13 protein-coding genes are annotated in these 13723 nt (G+C 62.2%); 8 read left to right on the plus strand and 5 right to left on the minus strand.

From position 1 onward, the window contains the following. The first annotated feature begins 223 nt into the window (after positions 1 to 223). From MKD49_RS06465 to MKD49_RS06475, 3 genes are read left to right on the plus strand one after another with little or no spacing between them, the layout of a single operon-like run. Positions 224 to 745 (plus strand): PAAR domain-containing protein, encoded by a 522-nt coding sequence (locus MKD49_RS06465; protein ID WP_252695821.1) that lies wholly within the window; start codon positions 224 to 226, stop codon positions 743 to 745. Next, positions 742 to 1380, plus strand: coding sequence for a hypothetical protein (locus MKD49_RS06470; protein WP_252695822.1), 639 nt, complete (start codon positions 742 to 744; stop codon positions 1378 to 1380). The genes MKD49_RS06465 and MKD49_RS06470 overlap by 4 nt, the downstream gene beginning before the upstream one ends. A gap of 8 nt (positions 1381 to 1388) precedes the next feature. After that, on the plus strand, positions 1389 to 1868 hold the full coding sequence (locus tag MKD49_RS06475) for a hypothetical protein (RefSeq protein ID WP_252695823.1): 480 nt from the start codon (positions 1389 to 1391) through the stop codon (positions 1866 to 1868). A 79-nt stretch (positions 1869 to 1947) separates the two neighbouring features. Here the strand turns inward: MKD49_RS06475 and MKD49_RS06480 are convergent, their stop codons facing one another. Together MKD49_RS06480 and MKD49_RS06485 are read right to left on the minus strand one after the other, a co-directional pair. Continuing rightward, positions 1948 to 2871 (minus strand): Gfo/Idh/MocA family protein, encoded by a 924-nt coding sequence (locus tag MKD49_RS06480; protein WP_252695824.1) that lies wholly within the window; start codon positions 2869 to 2871, stop codon positions 1948 to 1950. Between the two features lie 46 nt (positions 2872 to 2917). Then, positions 2918 to 3907: an aldo/keto reductase gene (locus tag MKD49_RS06485; RefSeq protein ID WP_252695825.1), complete on the minus strand. Its 990-nt coding sequence runs from the start codon at positions 3905 to 3907 to the stop codon at positions 2918 to 2920. A 112-nt stretch (positions 3908 to 4019) separates the two neighbouring features. On the opposite strand from MKD49_RS06485, the gene MKD49_RS06490 reads away from it, so the two are divergent. After that, positions 4020 to 4937 carry a LysR family transcriptional regulator gene (locus tag MKD49_RS06490; protein ID WP_039785660.1) on the plus strand — a complete coding sequence of 306 codons (918 nt, stop codon included), beginning with the start codon at positions 4020 to 4022 and terminating at the stop codon, positions 4935 to 4937. 19 nt (positions 4938 to 4956) lie between these two features. Here MKD49_RS06490 and MKD49_RS06495 read toward each other — a convergent pair whose 3' ends face one another. The 3 genes from MKD49_RS06495 to MKD49_RS06505 form a co-directional block, all read right to left on the minus strand. After that, positions 4957 to 6525: a DHA2 family efflux MFS transporter permease subunit gene (locus tag MKD49_RS06495; RefSeq protein ID WP_252695826.1), complete on the minus strand. Its 1569-nt coding sequence runs from the start codon at positions 6523 to 6525 to the stop codon at positions 4957 to 4959. A gap of 50 nt (positions 6526 to 6575) precedes the next feature. Beyond that, complete coding sequence (locus MKD49_RS06500; RefSeq protein WP_134135863.1) at positions 6576 to 7814, minus strand: efflux RND transporter periplasmic adaptor subunit; 1239 nt, start codon at positions 7812 to 7814, stop codon at positions 6576 to 6578. 140 nt (positions 7815 to 7954) lie between these two features. Then, positions 7955 to 9457 carry an efflux transporter outer membrane subunit gene (locus tag MKD49_RS06505; RefSeq protein ID WP_209581535.1) on the minus strand — a complete coding sequence of 501 codons (1503 nt, stop codon included), beginning with the start codon at positions 9455 to 9457 and terminating at the stop codon, positions 7955 to 7957. 262 nt (positions 9458 to 9719) lie between these two features. Here MKD49_RS06505 and MKD49_RS06510 point away from each other — a divergent pair, with 262 nt between their 5' ends. From MKD49_RS06510 to MKD49_RS06525, 4 genes are all read left to right on the plus strand, one after another. Continuing rightward, positions 9720 to 10337 (plus strand): TetR/AcrR family transcriptional regulator, encoded by a 618-nt coding sequence (locus tag MKD49_RS06510; protein WP_252695827.1) that lies wholly within the window; start codon positions 9720 to 9722, stop codon positions 10335 to 10337. Positions 10338 to 10453: 116 nt separating this feature from the next. Beyond that, entirely contained in the window at positions 10454 to 10603 is a 150-nt protein-coding gene (locus MKD49_RS06515) for a hypothetical protein (RefSeq protein ID WP_209566782.1), read from the plus strand. Positions 10604 to 10610: 7 nt separating this feature from the next. Beyond that, positions 10611 to 11237, plus strand: coding sequence for a methylamine utilization protein (locus tag MKD49_RS06520; RefSeq protein ID WP_209581537.1), 627 nt, complete (start codon positions 10611 to 10613; stop codon positions 11235 to 11237). A gap of 45 nt (positions 11238 to 11282) precedes the next feature. After that, positions 11283 to 13673: an EAL domain-containing protein gene (locus MKD49_RS06525; protein WP_252695829.1), complete on the plus strand. Its 2391-nt coding sequence runs from the start codon at positions 11283 to 11285 to the stop codon at positions 13671 to 13673. Positions 13674 to 13723: the final 50 nt, after the last annotated feature.

Raw genomic sequence — 13723 nt, forward strand, 5'->3', positions numbered from 1 at the left:
GACTGCGATCAGTATTGGCAGTCCTCTTTTTTTGCTCAGCTTTTCTCGATGTCGCGATCAGCCAACAGCCTCATCTTTCTGAACGATTGTAAATAACTGCCTCCTTGTTTTGCCAGCTCGGCTCAGCAATAGTTGGCCATGATGATGTTGCCGAGAAATCGTCATTTGACGATGGGTCGATCAGCGGCCGCGGCTTACCTTCTCTGTTTTCAGAGGAGAAAGCATGTCATCAGCAATCATTCGAAAAGGAGATTCGACGTCGCACGGCGGTACGGTTCTCGAAGGACTTGTTTCGTTTAAGGTACTCGGCCTGCCTGCTGCGTTAGTTGGACATATGGTGTATTGCCCACGCTGTAAAGGTAGCTACGCCATTGTGCAGGGTGTCCAACATTTCAGATGTGGAGGAAACCCAGTTGCAGTGGCTGGTATGAAGACAGCGTGTGGGGCGGAGCTACAAGCCAGCCAGAGTGCTTTTCTCATCGGTGTCAGCGCAAGTCCTGTTGTCGCTCCCTTGCGAGCCGCCGAAAAATCTGATGAAGAGGTTATTGAGCATTGGTATAGCCTGGAAGACGGCGATGGAAACCCTGTAGAAGGCTATCTCTTCGACGTTTATCAGCAAGAGAAAATCGTTGCCCAAGCGTGCCATTTTCTTGGGGGGAGGAGTGTTTCCTTTGCAGGTGATTCATCAGGCATGATCATGTGGTTAGCTGGCGAGTCAGAACTTTTCGCCAAGGACATGCCATGACAAAGAACATCCCAGAGCCTGCCGTGAAGCCGATAGGGCAAGAGGTTCGATTGCTCGCGGCGATGGCCTATGGAGAGGCATCTACCCAAAATAACGCGGATGAAATATATGGCCTTGCCAGCGTATTAAAAAGGCAAAGAGACGCCAGAGGATATTCATCTATGGAGGCGTTTGTTCGCGGAGAATCGAGTTTCAGCTTCGTCGTCAATGATGGCAACAAACGATATCAACTTTTCCGGCGTTCTACGGACACGCAGATTCTGTCAGATCCGGTAATGAAGACGGCTGTTGAAGCAGCCGAAAATGCTTTGGCAGATGGGCCTGATAAGTCCAATGGCGCTTGGTTTTGGGACGGCGCAGATATCAGCAGCAACTATGCGAAGCATTTCAAAGTAAAAAATGGCATTCGCTTTGGGCACCCTTCTCACAACATTTATTCCATCAAGGAGTCTTCAAAGCTGGTCATCAAGTACAAGACGGTAAAAAAGAAGATCAACGGTGAAATCAAGATCGAGAAACAGGAGGTTTATCGTTATGACCATATTTATGTTTCAACCGCTGCGCATGGTGGAACCATCTTCTGGAAGCAAGATGCTGCCTATTTGAAGCATACGAAAGCTAAGGAGTACAGGTGAGGCACTGCTTGCTAGTTTTGTTCGTGCTATCGACGCGAGTGCTCGCCGCTCCCTCAGGGGAGGCCGTCAGAAGCTGCCTCTCGGCCAAAGCCCTTGATGGAGTGTCGCTGACTTCCATTGAAACCCGTGATATCTATCTCGAGGACAATTACCGGCCCGGTTACCAGGCCGAGTATCTTTTGTTTCGTGGCATCGAGATCGGGATGGCCCGATCTCAAAGAGGCGATGCGCTAGTCTATCGCGGCTTGCTCCACCCACTGCAGAAGGCAACTGCCTTGCCGCACACAAGGACCAAAGCAGGAAAGACGATGCAGGTTGCGCTCGCAGACTGGTCCTTGATCCGGGAGAACGGCAAGCAATATCTGTGCGTCAGCGATCAGTTCGACGGTATCGGTCGCAGTGGCAGTTTCCAGAAAGCCAGATATGGCTATCTGCTGGAGACGTGCAAGAAGGGGAGGCTGTTCTTCTTCGATGGGCTAGTGGACTGATTCAGCGCTCAAAAGCGGAAAAATCGGCCCGAGGGCCGATTTTTCTGAATCGATGCAGCTAGACGCCGCGTGCGCGTAATCAGACGAACGCGTCAGTAACAACATGCTCCCCCAGCATGAACGCATCGGCCACATGCCGCAGCGGTGCCACATCCACATCGGACGATCCGCTGCGGATCAATTGGCAGAAATATGCATACAGCGAGGGATACTCCCCCTCCACCAGCAGCTCGCACGGCGCATCGTTGATCCAAAGTTCATGTCCGCCCTTTTTCAGGTGGACCCGGGTGCTGTCGGTCTCGATGACGATGTCCCAGGTCTGTTCACCCGTCTGGCGCCAGTCGAAGTCCGCTTGCACATCCGTGCCCAGGGCATCGGTAAAGCCCAGGCGCGCGGCAATCGGCGTCTGGCGGTTGGATGGCACTTCCAGCGTGGCCTGCTTCAGGAACATCGCCTGCGGCAGGATCTCGGTGACGATCGACAAGGCATTGATGCCCGGATCGAACACGCCCAGGCCGCCCGGCTGCCAGATCCATTCCTGGTCCGGGTGCCAGTGGCGCACGTCTTCACGCCAGATCACCTTGACCTTGCGCGGCGCATGTTCCTGCAGATGGCGCTTGACCACCTGCACCGCCGGCGCATGGCGCGAGTGCCAACTGGCGAACAGGGTCACGCCTTTTTCGGCCGCCAGGTTCTTCAGCGACTCGACTTCGGAGAGCGTGGCACCTGGCGGCTTTTCCAGGAACACGTGCTTGCCCGCGCTCAGTGCTTCACGTGCGGCTTCATAGCGGTACTGCGGCGGCATGCACAGGGAGATGGCCTCGATGGCCGTGCCCGAGGCCAGCATCTCGGCCATGCTCTTGTAGGCGGTCACGCCCTCGATGCTGTGGTTGCGGCTGGCGGTCGCGACCAGCTTGAAATCGGCATTGCCGGCAATGGCCGGGGCATGCTGGTCATAAACGATCTTGCCGACGCCGGCGATGGCGAGCTGGATGGGTGTCATGGTGTCCTTGCTTATTATTGGTTACATGAAGGGGAGGGGCCACAGATTACCAGCGTTGATGCACGTACGGTGCAATGTCATGCAGATAGAGTTCGCGCAGCGCCTGCATCACCTCATCCGTGATCGGCGGCAGGGCGCTGGCAGCACTGTTGGACTGCGCCTGCGCGACGTTGCGCGCACCGGGGATCACGGTGCTGATGGCGCTTTCCATCAGGATCCAGCGCAGCGCGAATTGCGCCATGGGAACACCCTGCGGCAGAAGCGCGCGGATCTTCTCCACGGCGGCCAGTGCGACCTCATATGGCACGCCCGAGAAGGTCTCGCCGACATCGAAGGCTTCGCCGTGGCGGTTGAACTGACGATGGTCGTCGGCGGCAAAGGTGGTCTGCGCATTCATCTTGCCGGTCAGCAGGCCCGAGGCCAGCGGCACGCGGGCGATCACGGCGATGTCGCGGCGCTGCGCTTCCTGCAGGAACAGCCCGATGGGGCGCTGGCGGAAGATGTTGAAGATGATCTGCACCGATTTCACGTTCGGATATTCGATGGCCTTGAGCGCTTCTTCCACCTTCTCTACCGAGACGCCGTAATGGCGGATCTTGCCGGCCGCCACCAGCTCATCCATATGCGCGAACACTTCCTGCTGGTAATACACCTCGGTAGGCGGGCAGTGCAGTTGCACCAGGTCCAGGCAGTCGACCTCCAGGTTCTTGAGCGAACGGTCGACGAAGGCGGTGAGATTGTCCTTGTTGTTGTAGCCGCTGGCCACATGCGGCGAGAGCCGGCGTCCGGCCTTGGTAGCCACGAACGGACGTGCGCCGCCGCGTTCCTTCAGGACTTGCGCAATCAACTGCTCGGAGCGGCCATCGCCATAGACATCGGCCGTGTCGATGAAGGTGACGCCCGCATCCAGTGCGGCGTGCAGCGCGGCCTTGGCATCCTGGGAGGAGACGTCACCCCACGAGCCGCCAATGGCCCAGGCGCCAAATCCGATTTCGGAAACTTCCGCACCCGTGCGGCCAAAGCGTCTTGTTTTCATGCCGGTACTCCTTCTGAGCATTCCAAAAGCCGTAGTTATACCGCGCACCACGCGCGAGGGTGGCTGGTTTAAGATGAGCCAGATTCATTCCTGAAGTGATTTCAATTCATCCATGTCCCTCCTCGACCATATCGAATTTTCCGATCTGCGGATCTTCGTCACCATCCTGCGCACCGGCAGTTTCAAGGCCGCCGCGATCCAGCTTGGCCTGACGCCCTCGGCCACCAGCCATGCCATGAAGCGGCTGGAAGAGCGGCTGTCGACCCAATTGCTGTACCGGTCCAGCCGCGCGATCTCGCCCACGGCGGCCGGCAGTGAACTGGCGGCCCGGCTGGAAGAAGGATTTGAGCAGATCGCGCAGGCGCTGGGCCAGCTGGAAAGCTCGGCAGAGGGGAGCCTGGGCGAATTGCGCATCAACGTTTTCGCCGACGCCGCCCATCTGCTGATCGAGCCGGCCATTCCCGAATTCGTGCGGCTATGTCCCAAGGTCAAGCTCACCATCGTGGTTGATGACAAGCCCATCGACATCGTCAGCGAAGGCTATGACGCCGGCATCCGTTACGGCCACTACGTGCCGGAGGGCATGGTGACTGCGCCGCTCACGCGCGCGCATCGCTGGGTGGCAGCGGCCTCGCCGGCGTATCTGGATCGGCATGGACGGCCGCTCACATTGGAAGACCTGCAGCAGCACACCTGCCTGCAATTGCTTCTGGGTGACAACTCCAGCTACCAGTGGGAATTCGGTAAAGGCAAGCACCGCCAGCGCATTCGCGTGCCGGGCCTGGTGACGATCAACAATACGGCGGCCACCATCGCGGCGGCCAAGGCCGGGGTGGGTATCGCCTATCTGTTGGAGGGAAGGATCAGCAAGGAAATCGATGAAGGCTCGCTGGAAGCCATCCTGGAAGAATGGGCGGCCCCCAGCGAGCCGTTTCACATGTACTACAGCAGCCGCCGCCATGCGCATCCGGCCTTGCGCAAGCTCATCGACATCATCCGCCTGCAGCACGGCCTGTCACGGCTGCGTTAGCCGCCACAGGCCGGCCAGTTCAGTGTGCCGCCGACGCTTCGGCCGCACCCGCGCCGCCCTTGGAGGGCTTGATGATCCAGATCAGCGGGATGATGACGATGAAGATCACCGCCGAGACATAGAAGATGTCATTGATGCCCAGCATGGCCGCCTGGAAGGTGATGGTCCGCTCCAGCATGCCTGCGGTCTGCTCGGCGTTCAGGCCCAAGGTGCTGCTGAGGTTGTTGACGGTCTCCTGCAGCCAGGGGCTGTAGGGGGTGGCGTGTTCGGTCAGCTGTGCGTGGTGCATGATGGTGCGGTTGTTCCAGGCCGTGGTCGAAATGGAGGTGCCGACCGCGCCGCAGAAGACGCGCACGAAGGACGACAGCCCCGCCGCCGCCGGGATGCGTTCCGGTGGCAGGCCGGAGAGCAGCAGCACCGTCAGCGGCACGAAGAACATGGCCGTCGGAATCCCCTGCAGCAGCGTGGGCAGGATCACCGTCATCTGATCCACCTGCAGGTTGTAGCGCGAGCGCAGCCAGAACACGATGGCAAAGCCGATGAAGGACGCCGTGGCCACCTTGCGCGCATCCACCAGCGGCAGGAAGCGTCCGATGAGCGGCATCAGGATCACCGCGAAGATGCCGATCGGTGCGGTCGACAGCCCCGAGTCGATCGAGCGATAGCCCAGGTATTGCTGCAGCCATTGCGGCAGGATCACCAGGTTGCCGAAGAAGACCCCGTAGCCGATGGAAATGGCGATGGTGCCGCCGGCGAAATTGCGCCGGCCGAACAGGCGCAGGTCCACCACCGGATGGTCATTGTTCAGTTCCCACACGACGAAATAGGCAAAGGCGATCAGCGCGATGATGCCCAGCGTGACGATGGTGGGCGAGGAGAACCAGTCCAGGTCCTTGCCCTTGTCGAGCATGATCTGGAAGGCCGCGACCCAGGTCACCAGCAGCGCCAGGCCGATCTTGTCGATGGGCAGCTTGTGGGTCGGTGTCTCGCGCGAACGGTAGATGGCCAGCGTGATGCCGGCGGCAATCAGACCCACCGGGATGTTGATGTAGAAGATCCAGGGCCAGGTGTAGCTGTCGGTGATCCAGCCGCCCAGCGCGGGGCCGGCCACCGGTGCCACCACCGCCGTCATGCCCCATAGCGCCAGGGCGAAGGAGGATTTCGATTTGGGGTAGGCCCCCAGCAACAGCGATTGCGACAGCGGCACCATGGGGCCGGCCACCAGGCCTTGCAGCACGCGCGCGGCCAGCAGGATGGGCAGGGTGGGCGCCAGGCCGCACAGCCAGGAGGCCAGCACGAACAGCAGCACCGAGGTTACGAACAGGCGCACCGCGCCCAGGCGCTGCGTCAGCCATCCGGTCAGCGGGATCGAGATGGCGTTGGCAGCGGCAAACGAGGTGATGACCCAGGTGCCCTCATCGACCGACACACCCAGGTTGCCCGAGATGGTCGGAATGGCGACGTTGGCGATGGAGGAATCCAGCACGTTCATGAACACCGCCAGCGACACCGACAAGGTGCCCAGCACCAGGTTGGCACCCGTCAGCGGCGGTGGCGGCGTGTAGGGTTTGGGGGGAGTAGTGGCCATAAGGCTTGATCAATGTCCGGTGAAGGTCGGGTAGGGACAGCCGCACCCCATCAGGTGTGCGGCACCGCCACCGGTGCGGCGGCCGCCTTGCTCTTGCGCGCCTGCGGCAGGCCGCTGGCGTTGTCGCTGATGATGCGCTCGACGATGGCATCGGCCTGCTTGCCGAGGTCGTCATAGACATTGGTCTGGTAATTGGTCGGCACCGCTTCCAGCGCACGGCCATCGCCATGGATGTCCACGGTGGCGGTGGTGGACAGGCCGATGCGCAGCGGATGTGCGCGCACCTGTTCCGGATCGAGCGCAATGCGCACTGGTACGCGCTGCACCACCTTGATCCAGTTGCCGGTGGCGTTCTGTGCCGGCAGCAGCGAGAAGGCGCCACCGGTCCCGGCCGAGAAGCCGATCACGGTGCCCTTGTACTTGACGCTGGAACCGTAGACGTCAGCGATCACTTCCACCGGCTGCCCCAGGCGGATGTGCTGCAACTGGCTTTCCTTGAAGTTGGCGTCGATCCAGATCTGTTCCAGCGGCACGATGGCCATGAGCGGATTGCCGGCCGCGATGCGCTGGCCGACCTGCACCGAACGCTTGGAGACGAAACCGGAGACCGGTGCCACGATGTTCACGCGGGCATAGTTCAGGTAGGCATTGCGCACGGCGGTGGCCGCCTGCAGCACGTTGGGGTGCTCGGTCACGCTGGTGTGGTCGGTCAGGGCGCGGTTGGCGGCTGCAGCAGCGCGGGCCTGGTCGAGTGCGGCGACGGCGCTCTTGACGGCGTCGCGCGCGTGCGAGACGTCTTCCTGCGAGACCGCACCGGAAGACAGGCCAGCCTGGCGGCGCTGCAGGTCTTCCCGGGCACGGGCCAGGTTGCTGTCGGCTGCGGCCACATTGGCGGCGAGCGTGTCATTGTTCAGGAACAGCTGGCGCGTTTGGCGCACGGCTTGGGCCAGTGCGGCCTGGGCCTGCTCCAGCGCGAGCTTGGTGTCCGCTGCATCGAGTGCCACCAGCGGCTGGCCGGCCTTGACCACTTGCGTGTCGTCGGCCTTGACGGCCACCACGGTGCCGCCAACCTGGGCGGAGATTTGCACGACGTTGCCGCCGACATAGGCGTCATCGGTTTCTTCAAAGAAGCGGGCATGCAGGAACCAGTACAGGAAACAGGCGATGGCGATCACCAGCAGGACCAGCGTGAGCAGGATCAGCTGACGCTTGCGCTTGCCGTTGCCATTTCCGTTGCCATTGCCATTGCTGTTGGCTTGCGGGTTTTGTTGGGTGGTGCTGTCACTCATGGAGGACTCCGTTCTATCTTTTTGTAGTCGGTCGATCAGCCCCGCCGCAGCAGCGGGGCCGTCCCGTCACCGGCGGCAGGGTGGAGAAGCCGGTGGCGGGCTGGGTTCAGTTCATTGGCTCAGGTCGTCTTGGGGCAGGCTCATCGCGACGGCGGCGGGGCTGCCGCCAGTCCGGCCTGCTGGGCGTCGAAACCGCCGCCCAGAGCCTTGTAGAGCGCCACTTGCTGTTCACGGCGCTGGGCTTCCAGCGCCACCAGCGACTGGCGCTGGGCCAGCACGCCGGTTTCCGAGGACAGCAGCGTCAGTTGCGACACCAGGCCCAGGCGATAGCGTTCGCGCGCCAGGTCGTAGGCACGCTCGGCGGCTTGCAGCGCTTCACGGCGGATCGGCAGCTGGCGCTCGATGGAGTGGATTGCCGCAATCTGGCGCGCCACATCGGCATAGGCATCGTTCAAGGTCTTGTTGTAAGTGGCGACGGCCAGCTCATAGTTGGCGTATTCGCCCTTGAGCCCGGCCCGCAGTGCGCCGCCTTCGAAGATCGGCAGCGTGATCGCCGGACCGAAGGCGATGCTCTTGCTGGCGGCCGTGAAGGGATTGGCATCGACCAGACTGTCGAAACCGATCATGGCGCTCAGGTTGATGTCCGGATAGAAACGCGCCTTGGCGACATCCACACCACGGCTGGCGGCTTCCACCTGCCAGCGCGCGGCCACGATGTCGGGACGGCGGCCCAGCAGGTTCAGCGGCAGGTCGGCCGGCAGGCCCGGCGTGGCCAGGTTCTGCAGGGCGGGCGGGGCCAGTTGCAGGCCGCGGTCCGGTCCCTTGCCGCTGAGCGCGCCCAGTTGCTGGCGCAGCAGCACGATCTGGCCGGCATTCTGTTCCAGCTGGGCGCGGGCATCGGCACTGCTGGTGCGCGACTGGTTGCGTTCGATCTGGCTGTCCAGACCGGTCTTGACGCGGTCGGCGGTGATGGTCTCCAGATTGCTGCGCTGCTGTACCGTGCGCTGCAGGATGTCCTGTACCGCATATTGCGCCGCCAGCTGGCTGTAGACCGAGACGATCGAGGCCGTGAGTGCCAGGCGCGCTTCCTGCTCGCTGGCCTGGGCCGCCTTCTCGCTGGAGATGGCTTGCTCCAGGGCAGACTGGTTCTTGTTCCAGAGGTCAAGCTCATAGCCGACGTTCAGGCCAGCCTTTTTTTCGTTGTACCAGTTGCCACCGTAAGGCGGCGGGTAGATCGAGGTACTGGAAAACTGATTGCGGATGACCGAGGCTTCGGCGTTCACGGTCGGCAGCAGCGGTGCACCGCGTGACTCAGCCAGTGCGGCCGCTGCACCGATGCGGGCGCGCGCCTGTTGCAGGCCGGGATTGGCGGCGAGAGCGTCCTCGATCAATGCGGTGAGCTGGGCGTCACCGAACTGGCGAACCCAGTCGCTGCCCGGCCATTGACCGTTGGGGGCACCGGGATTGGGATCGGAGAGGCTGCGTGTGGTACTGAAGTCGCGCGCCTGGGCCAGCTGCTTGTCGCTGCCGATGCCCTCGAAGCTGGCACAGCCCGCCAGGCCGATGGCCCCGATCAGCGCGGCCAGCACGGCGCAGGCTGCCTTCGCCCGCGGCCGGGTGGCGGGCGAGATGATGCGTTGCATAGAATTCTCCACGAAGAATGTTTGGCGATACGAGTTGTTTTTCGAGTTTTGCGATACGCGCCGCGACGTTCCGACAGCCTTCAGTCGCGAAGACTCGCAGGACCGGGCCGATGGGGCAGGCAGCGCTTGCCTGGATTTACGAGTACCATGACGGGGTCGGGCGAGTAAAAACTCATTTTTCGTATTATACTTCGATATACGAACAATCACTCACGTTGCGAATTCGCGTCGGGGGCGGGCGAATTCCTCACCAAAGCTGCCAATGAAACTGCAACCCAGAAAAGAACCACGCCAGGCACGTTCCCGGGCGATGGTCGATACCATCCTTGATGCCATGTCGCGCGTGCTCGTCGAGCGTGGCTATGCCAAGACCAATACCAATCTCGTGGCCGAATCGGCCGGCATCAGCGTCGGTTCGCTGTACCAGTATTTCCCCAACAAGGATGCGCTGATCTTCGCGCTGCGCGAGCGCCACAGCACGCGCATGCTCACGCTGTTCGAAGACGTGGTGGCGCACATTGATGCCTCCGGGACGCTCTCGGGCGATTTCGAGAAACTGATCAACGCACTGGTGGCGGCGCACCTGCTGGAGCCGGAACTCAATCGCATCCTCGAAGAGGAATTTCCGGCCTTCAACCTGCCGGTCTCGCAGGAAATCCGCCAGGGCTTCTTCGATTCCATCCGCCGGGTGCTGGAAAAGCACCGTGCCGCGATTACGCCGCCCGATCTGGACGTAGCGACCTTCGTGGTCCAGCGCATGATGAAGGCGCTCATCAAGGCGGTGGTGCTGACCGGTTACGGCGGCGTCTCCCCGGCCAGCGTGCGGACCGAGATCCTGCCCGCCGTGATCGGCTATCTGACCGCTCCGCGCAGTCAGTAGCGCGACATCAAATGATCTGGTTGCTGAGGGGCATCCAGTATTGAAATTCACGGGCATAATTGCCAGAGTGAAGATTGAAACGGGGATCGAGGCGGCCACCGAGGGCGGGAAGGCCGATGATCCTGGAATATTGCGCACAGGCAAGTCAGAAACTCCCCGATATCCATCCCGCAGGGCTTCCGTATAGTGCGGGGATGGAAGGCTGGAAGGATGCGCTGTTGCCGCGGTCGCCGCCGGTCATCTTCATTGCCCTTATTTTTCAATGACAGCGATATGCAGAAAAAGAACATGCGCCGCGCCCCCCTCCTGACTCTCTTCCTGTTGTGGGCAGGAACGTGGGCCTTGAGCGCTCAGGCCGCCGTCTCGGTGCAGGTGCTTGACAGCGCCGGCCAGCCGGTGCCCAATGCCGTGGTCTATGCCGAACCGGCGGGTGGCGGGGGCGCCATCAAGGCGGCGCGCCAGGTGGAGATTGAGCAGAAGAACAAGACCTTCATCCCCTTGGTGACGGTGGTGCAGACCGGGACAGCGATCCTGTTCCCCAACCATGACAATGTCCGGCACCATGTCTATTCGTTTTCCCCGGCCAAGACCTTCGAACTGAAGCTGTATTCGGGCGTGCCGGGCAGTCCGGTAGTGTTCGACAAGGCCGGTACCGTGGTATTGGGTTGCAACATCCACGACGAAATGGTGGCCTACGTGCAGGTGGTCAACACGCCGCATTTCGGCGTGAGCGAACGTAACGGCGTGGTGAAGCTGGACGGCATCGCCAATGGCCGCTACACGCTCAAGGCCTGGTATTTCACCATGGGACCGAACCAGGCCGCCGTCGAGCAGCCGCTGGAAGTACAGGGAGACGGCCGGGCCGTCATCAAACTCAACGTCAAGGCGGTGCCGCTCTGAAGCGGCGGCATCACGCCAATCTGAACAACAGGAATCGGGGCCGGGGTGCGTCTTTACCGTCTGGAAAGCAAGATCGTCGCGCTGTTCATCATCCTCATCGTGGTGGTGCAACTGGCCGGCTTCGTGGCGATCCGAACCGCCATTGATCGCAATGCGCGCAGCGCCATCAGCGAGGAGCTGATCATTGGCGAGCGCGTCTTCACGCGCCTGCTGGACCAGAATGCCCAGAAGCTGACCCAGGGCGCACGTCTGCTGGCCTCCGATTTCGGCTTCCGCCAGGCCATCGGCACCGATGACCGCGACACCATCGCCTCGGTACTGGCCAATCACGGGGCGCGCATCGGTGCGTCCATGGGCATGCTGGTCGGCACCGACGGCCTCATCCACGCCTCCACCCTCGAATATCCCGATACCGACCTGCAGCGCAGCAGCCTGGAACTGGTCCGCAAGGCCGGCAACGGCAATGGCGCGGCCGAAAGTGCGGTGGTCGGCGACAACCTGTTCCAGATCGTAGCGGTGCCGATCAAGGCCCCGGTCACCATCGCCTGGGTGGTGATGGGCTTCCCGGTGGACCGCGACCTGGTCAACGACATGCGCGCGCTGTCGCAACTGCAGGTCTCCATCCTGGTGCGCCAGCGTGGCAGCGCGGGCTGGACGGCCGATGTATCGACCCTGCCCAAGGCAGAAGCGCAGATGATGGCCAAGGAGGCCAGCAGCCCGCAGATGGGCCAGGCGGGTGCCACCGACCTGCAGATCGACGGCAACCAGTATCGTGCCCGCGTGCTGCCGCTGGCACGCGCCAGCAATGGCCAGGAAGCGGTGGCCATATTGCAGCGCTCGGTAAGCGAGGCGGTGGCCCCATACCAGCGCCTGCAACTGATCTTGCTCAGCATCACCGTGCTGGGCGTGCTCGGTGCGGCGGTCGCCAGCGCCGTAATGGCGCGCCGCATCACCAGCCCCCTGCGTGACCTGGCCACTGTGGCCAAGCGGCTGGGGGAGGGCGATTACAGCGAAGGGCTCTACATTCGCCGGCAGGACGAAATCGGCCGCCTTGGCGCGGCCTTCGAAACCATGCGCTCGGAAATCGCCAGCCGCGAACTCAAGATCAGCCGGCTGGCGTATCAGGACCAATTGACCGGCCTGCCCAACCGGGTGCAATTCGGCGACCTGCTGCGCGAAGCGCTCGGCCAGGCGCAGGCGCTGCCGGGAGGCAGCTGCCACATCCTCATGATGGACCTGGACCGCTTCCAGCAGGTCAACGATGTGCTCGGCCACAGCTTCGGCGACGACCTGCTGCGCCAGGTAGCGGCACGCCTGGACGCGCAGCTGCTGTATCCGGGGGCCAAGGTGGCGCGCCTGGGCGGGGATGAGTTCGCCATCCTGCTGCCGGGCGTCGATCTCGCTGGCGCGCTGGATCAGGCGGCACACATCCTGCGTGCGCTGGAACAGCCCTTGTCGCTGCAGGAACAGACCGTGGACCTGGGGGCCGGCATCGGCGTGGCCGGCTATCCGGCCCACGGTGACAGCAGCGAAGTGCTGCTCAGCCGGGCCGAGGTCGCCATGTACACCGCCAAACGCAAGGGCAATGGCGTGACGATCTACGATCCGGCCATCGACCAGAGCAGCCAGGAAAGCCTGTCGCTGCTGTCCGAACTGCGCCGCGCGCTGGAACGCGACGAATTCATGCTCTATCTCCAACCCAAGCTGGACCTGGCCACGGGTGCCGTGGTCGGCGGCGAAGCGCTGGTGCGCTGGGTGCATCCGGAGAAGGGCTTCATCGGGCCCGACAATTTCATTCCGTTTGCCGAGACCACCGGTTTCATCCGCATGCTGACCATCTGGATGATGGAAAAGGTGGCGGGGCTGTCGGCCCGGTTGCAGGCGCAGGGGCTGCGCCTGAAGTTCTCGGTCAACCTCTCCACGCGCGACTTGCTGGACCAGGAATTGCCGAACGCCTTCGGGGCCATCCTCGAACGCCATCGCCTCACGCCCGCCGCGCTCTGCCTGGAAATCACCGAGAGCGCCATCATGGATGATCCGGCCCGCGCCCAGAGCACGCTGGACCGGCTGGCCGCCATGGGCTTTGCGCTGAGCATCGATGACTTCGGTACCGGCTATTCCTCGCTGGCCTACCTCAAGCGCTTGCCGGTGGATGAGCTGAAGATCGACAAGTCTTTCGTCATGAAGATGGCGCAGGATCAGGATGACGCCAAGATCGTGCGCTCCACCGTGGACCTGGGTCACAACCTGGGCCTACGGGTGGTGGCCGAAGGAGTGGAAAGCGAAGAGGTCTGGTTCCTGCTGCGGCAGATGGGCTGCGACCAGGGACAAGGGTATTTCATGGGCAAGCCGATGCCGGTGGAGCGCTTCCTGGAGTGGCTGCAGCAATGGCGGGCGCCGGAGATGCTGGATCAGTCGGAAAACGTCGCAATATGAAGGATGGCGCGAGGGGTCGCGCCAGCAAAGAATCACCAAGAGGGGGGCAG

Source organism: Herbaspirillum sp. WGmk3, assembly GCF_023952535.1.
GTDB classification, from domain to species: domain Bacteria; phylum Pseudomonadota; class Gammaproteobacteria; order Burkholderiales; family Burkholderiaceae_D; genus Herbaspirillum; species Herbaspirillum huttiense.

Excerpts from the sequence above, each read along its gene's own strand:
- MKD49_RS06465 (WP_252695821.1), top strand. The coding sequence starts at position 224 with ATGTCATCAGCAATCATTCGAAAAGGAGATTCGACGTCGCACGGCGGT.
- MKD49_RS06470 (WP_252695822.1), top strand. The coding sequence starts at position 742 with ATGACAAAGAACATCCCAGAGCCTGCCGTGAAGCCGATAGGGCAAGAG.
- MKD49_RS06480 (WP_252695824.1), bottom strand. The coding sequence starts at position 2,871 with ATGACACCCATCCAGCTCGCCATCGCCGGCGTCGGCAAGATCGTTTAT.
- MKD49_RS06485 (WP_252695825.1), bottom strand. The coding sequence starts at position 3,907 with ATGAAAACAAGACGCTTTGGCCGCACGGGTGCGGAAGTTTCCGAAATC.
- MKD49_RS06490 (WP_039785660.1), top strand. The coding sequence starts at position 4,020 with ATGTCCCTCCTCGACCATATCGAATTTTCCGATCTGCGGATCTTCGTC.
- MKD49_RS06495 (WP_252695826.1), bottom strand. The coding sequence starts at position 6,525 with ATGGCCACTACTCCCCCCAAACCCTACACGCCGCCACCGCCGCTGACG.
- MKD49_RS06500 (WP_134135863.1), bottom strand. The coding sequence starts at position 7,814 with ATGAGTGACAGCACCACCCAACAAAACCCGCAAGCCAACAGCAATGGC.
- MKD49_RS06505 (WP_209581535.1), bottom strand. The coding sequence starts at position 9,457 with ATGCAACGCATCATCTCGCCCGCCACCCGGCCGCGGGCGAAGGCAGCC.
- MKD49_RS06510 (WP_252695827.1), top strand. The coding sequence starts at position 9,720 with ATGAAACTGCAACCCAGAAAAGAACCACGCCAGGCACGTTCCCGGGCG.
- MKD49_RS06515 (WP_209566782.1), top strand. The coding sequence starts at position 10,454 with ATGATCCTGGAATATTGCGCACAGGCAAGTCAGAAACTCCCCGATATC.
- MKD49_RS06520 (WP_209581537.1), top strand. The coding sequence starts at position 10,611 with ATGCAGAAAAAGAACATGCGCCGCGCCCCCCTCCTGACTCTCTTCCTG.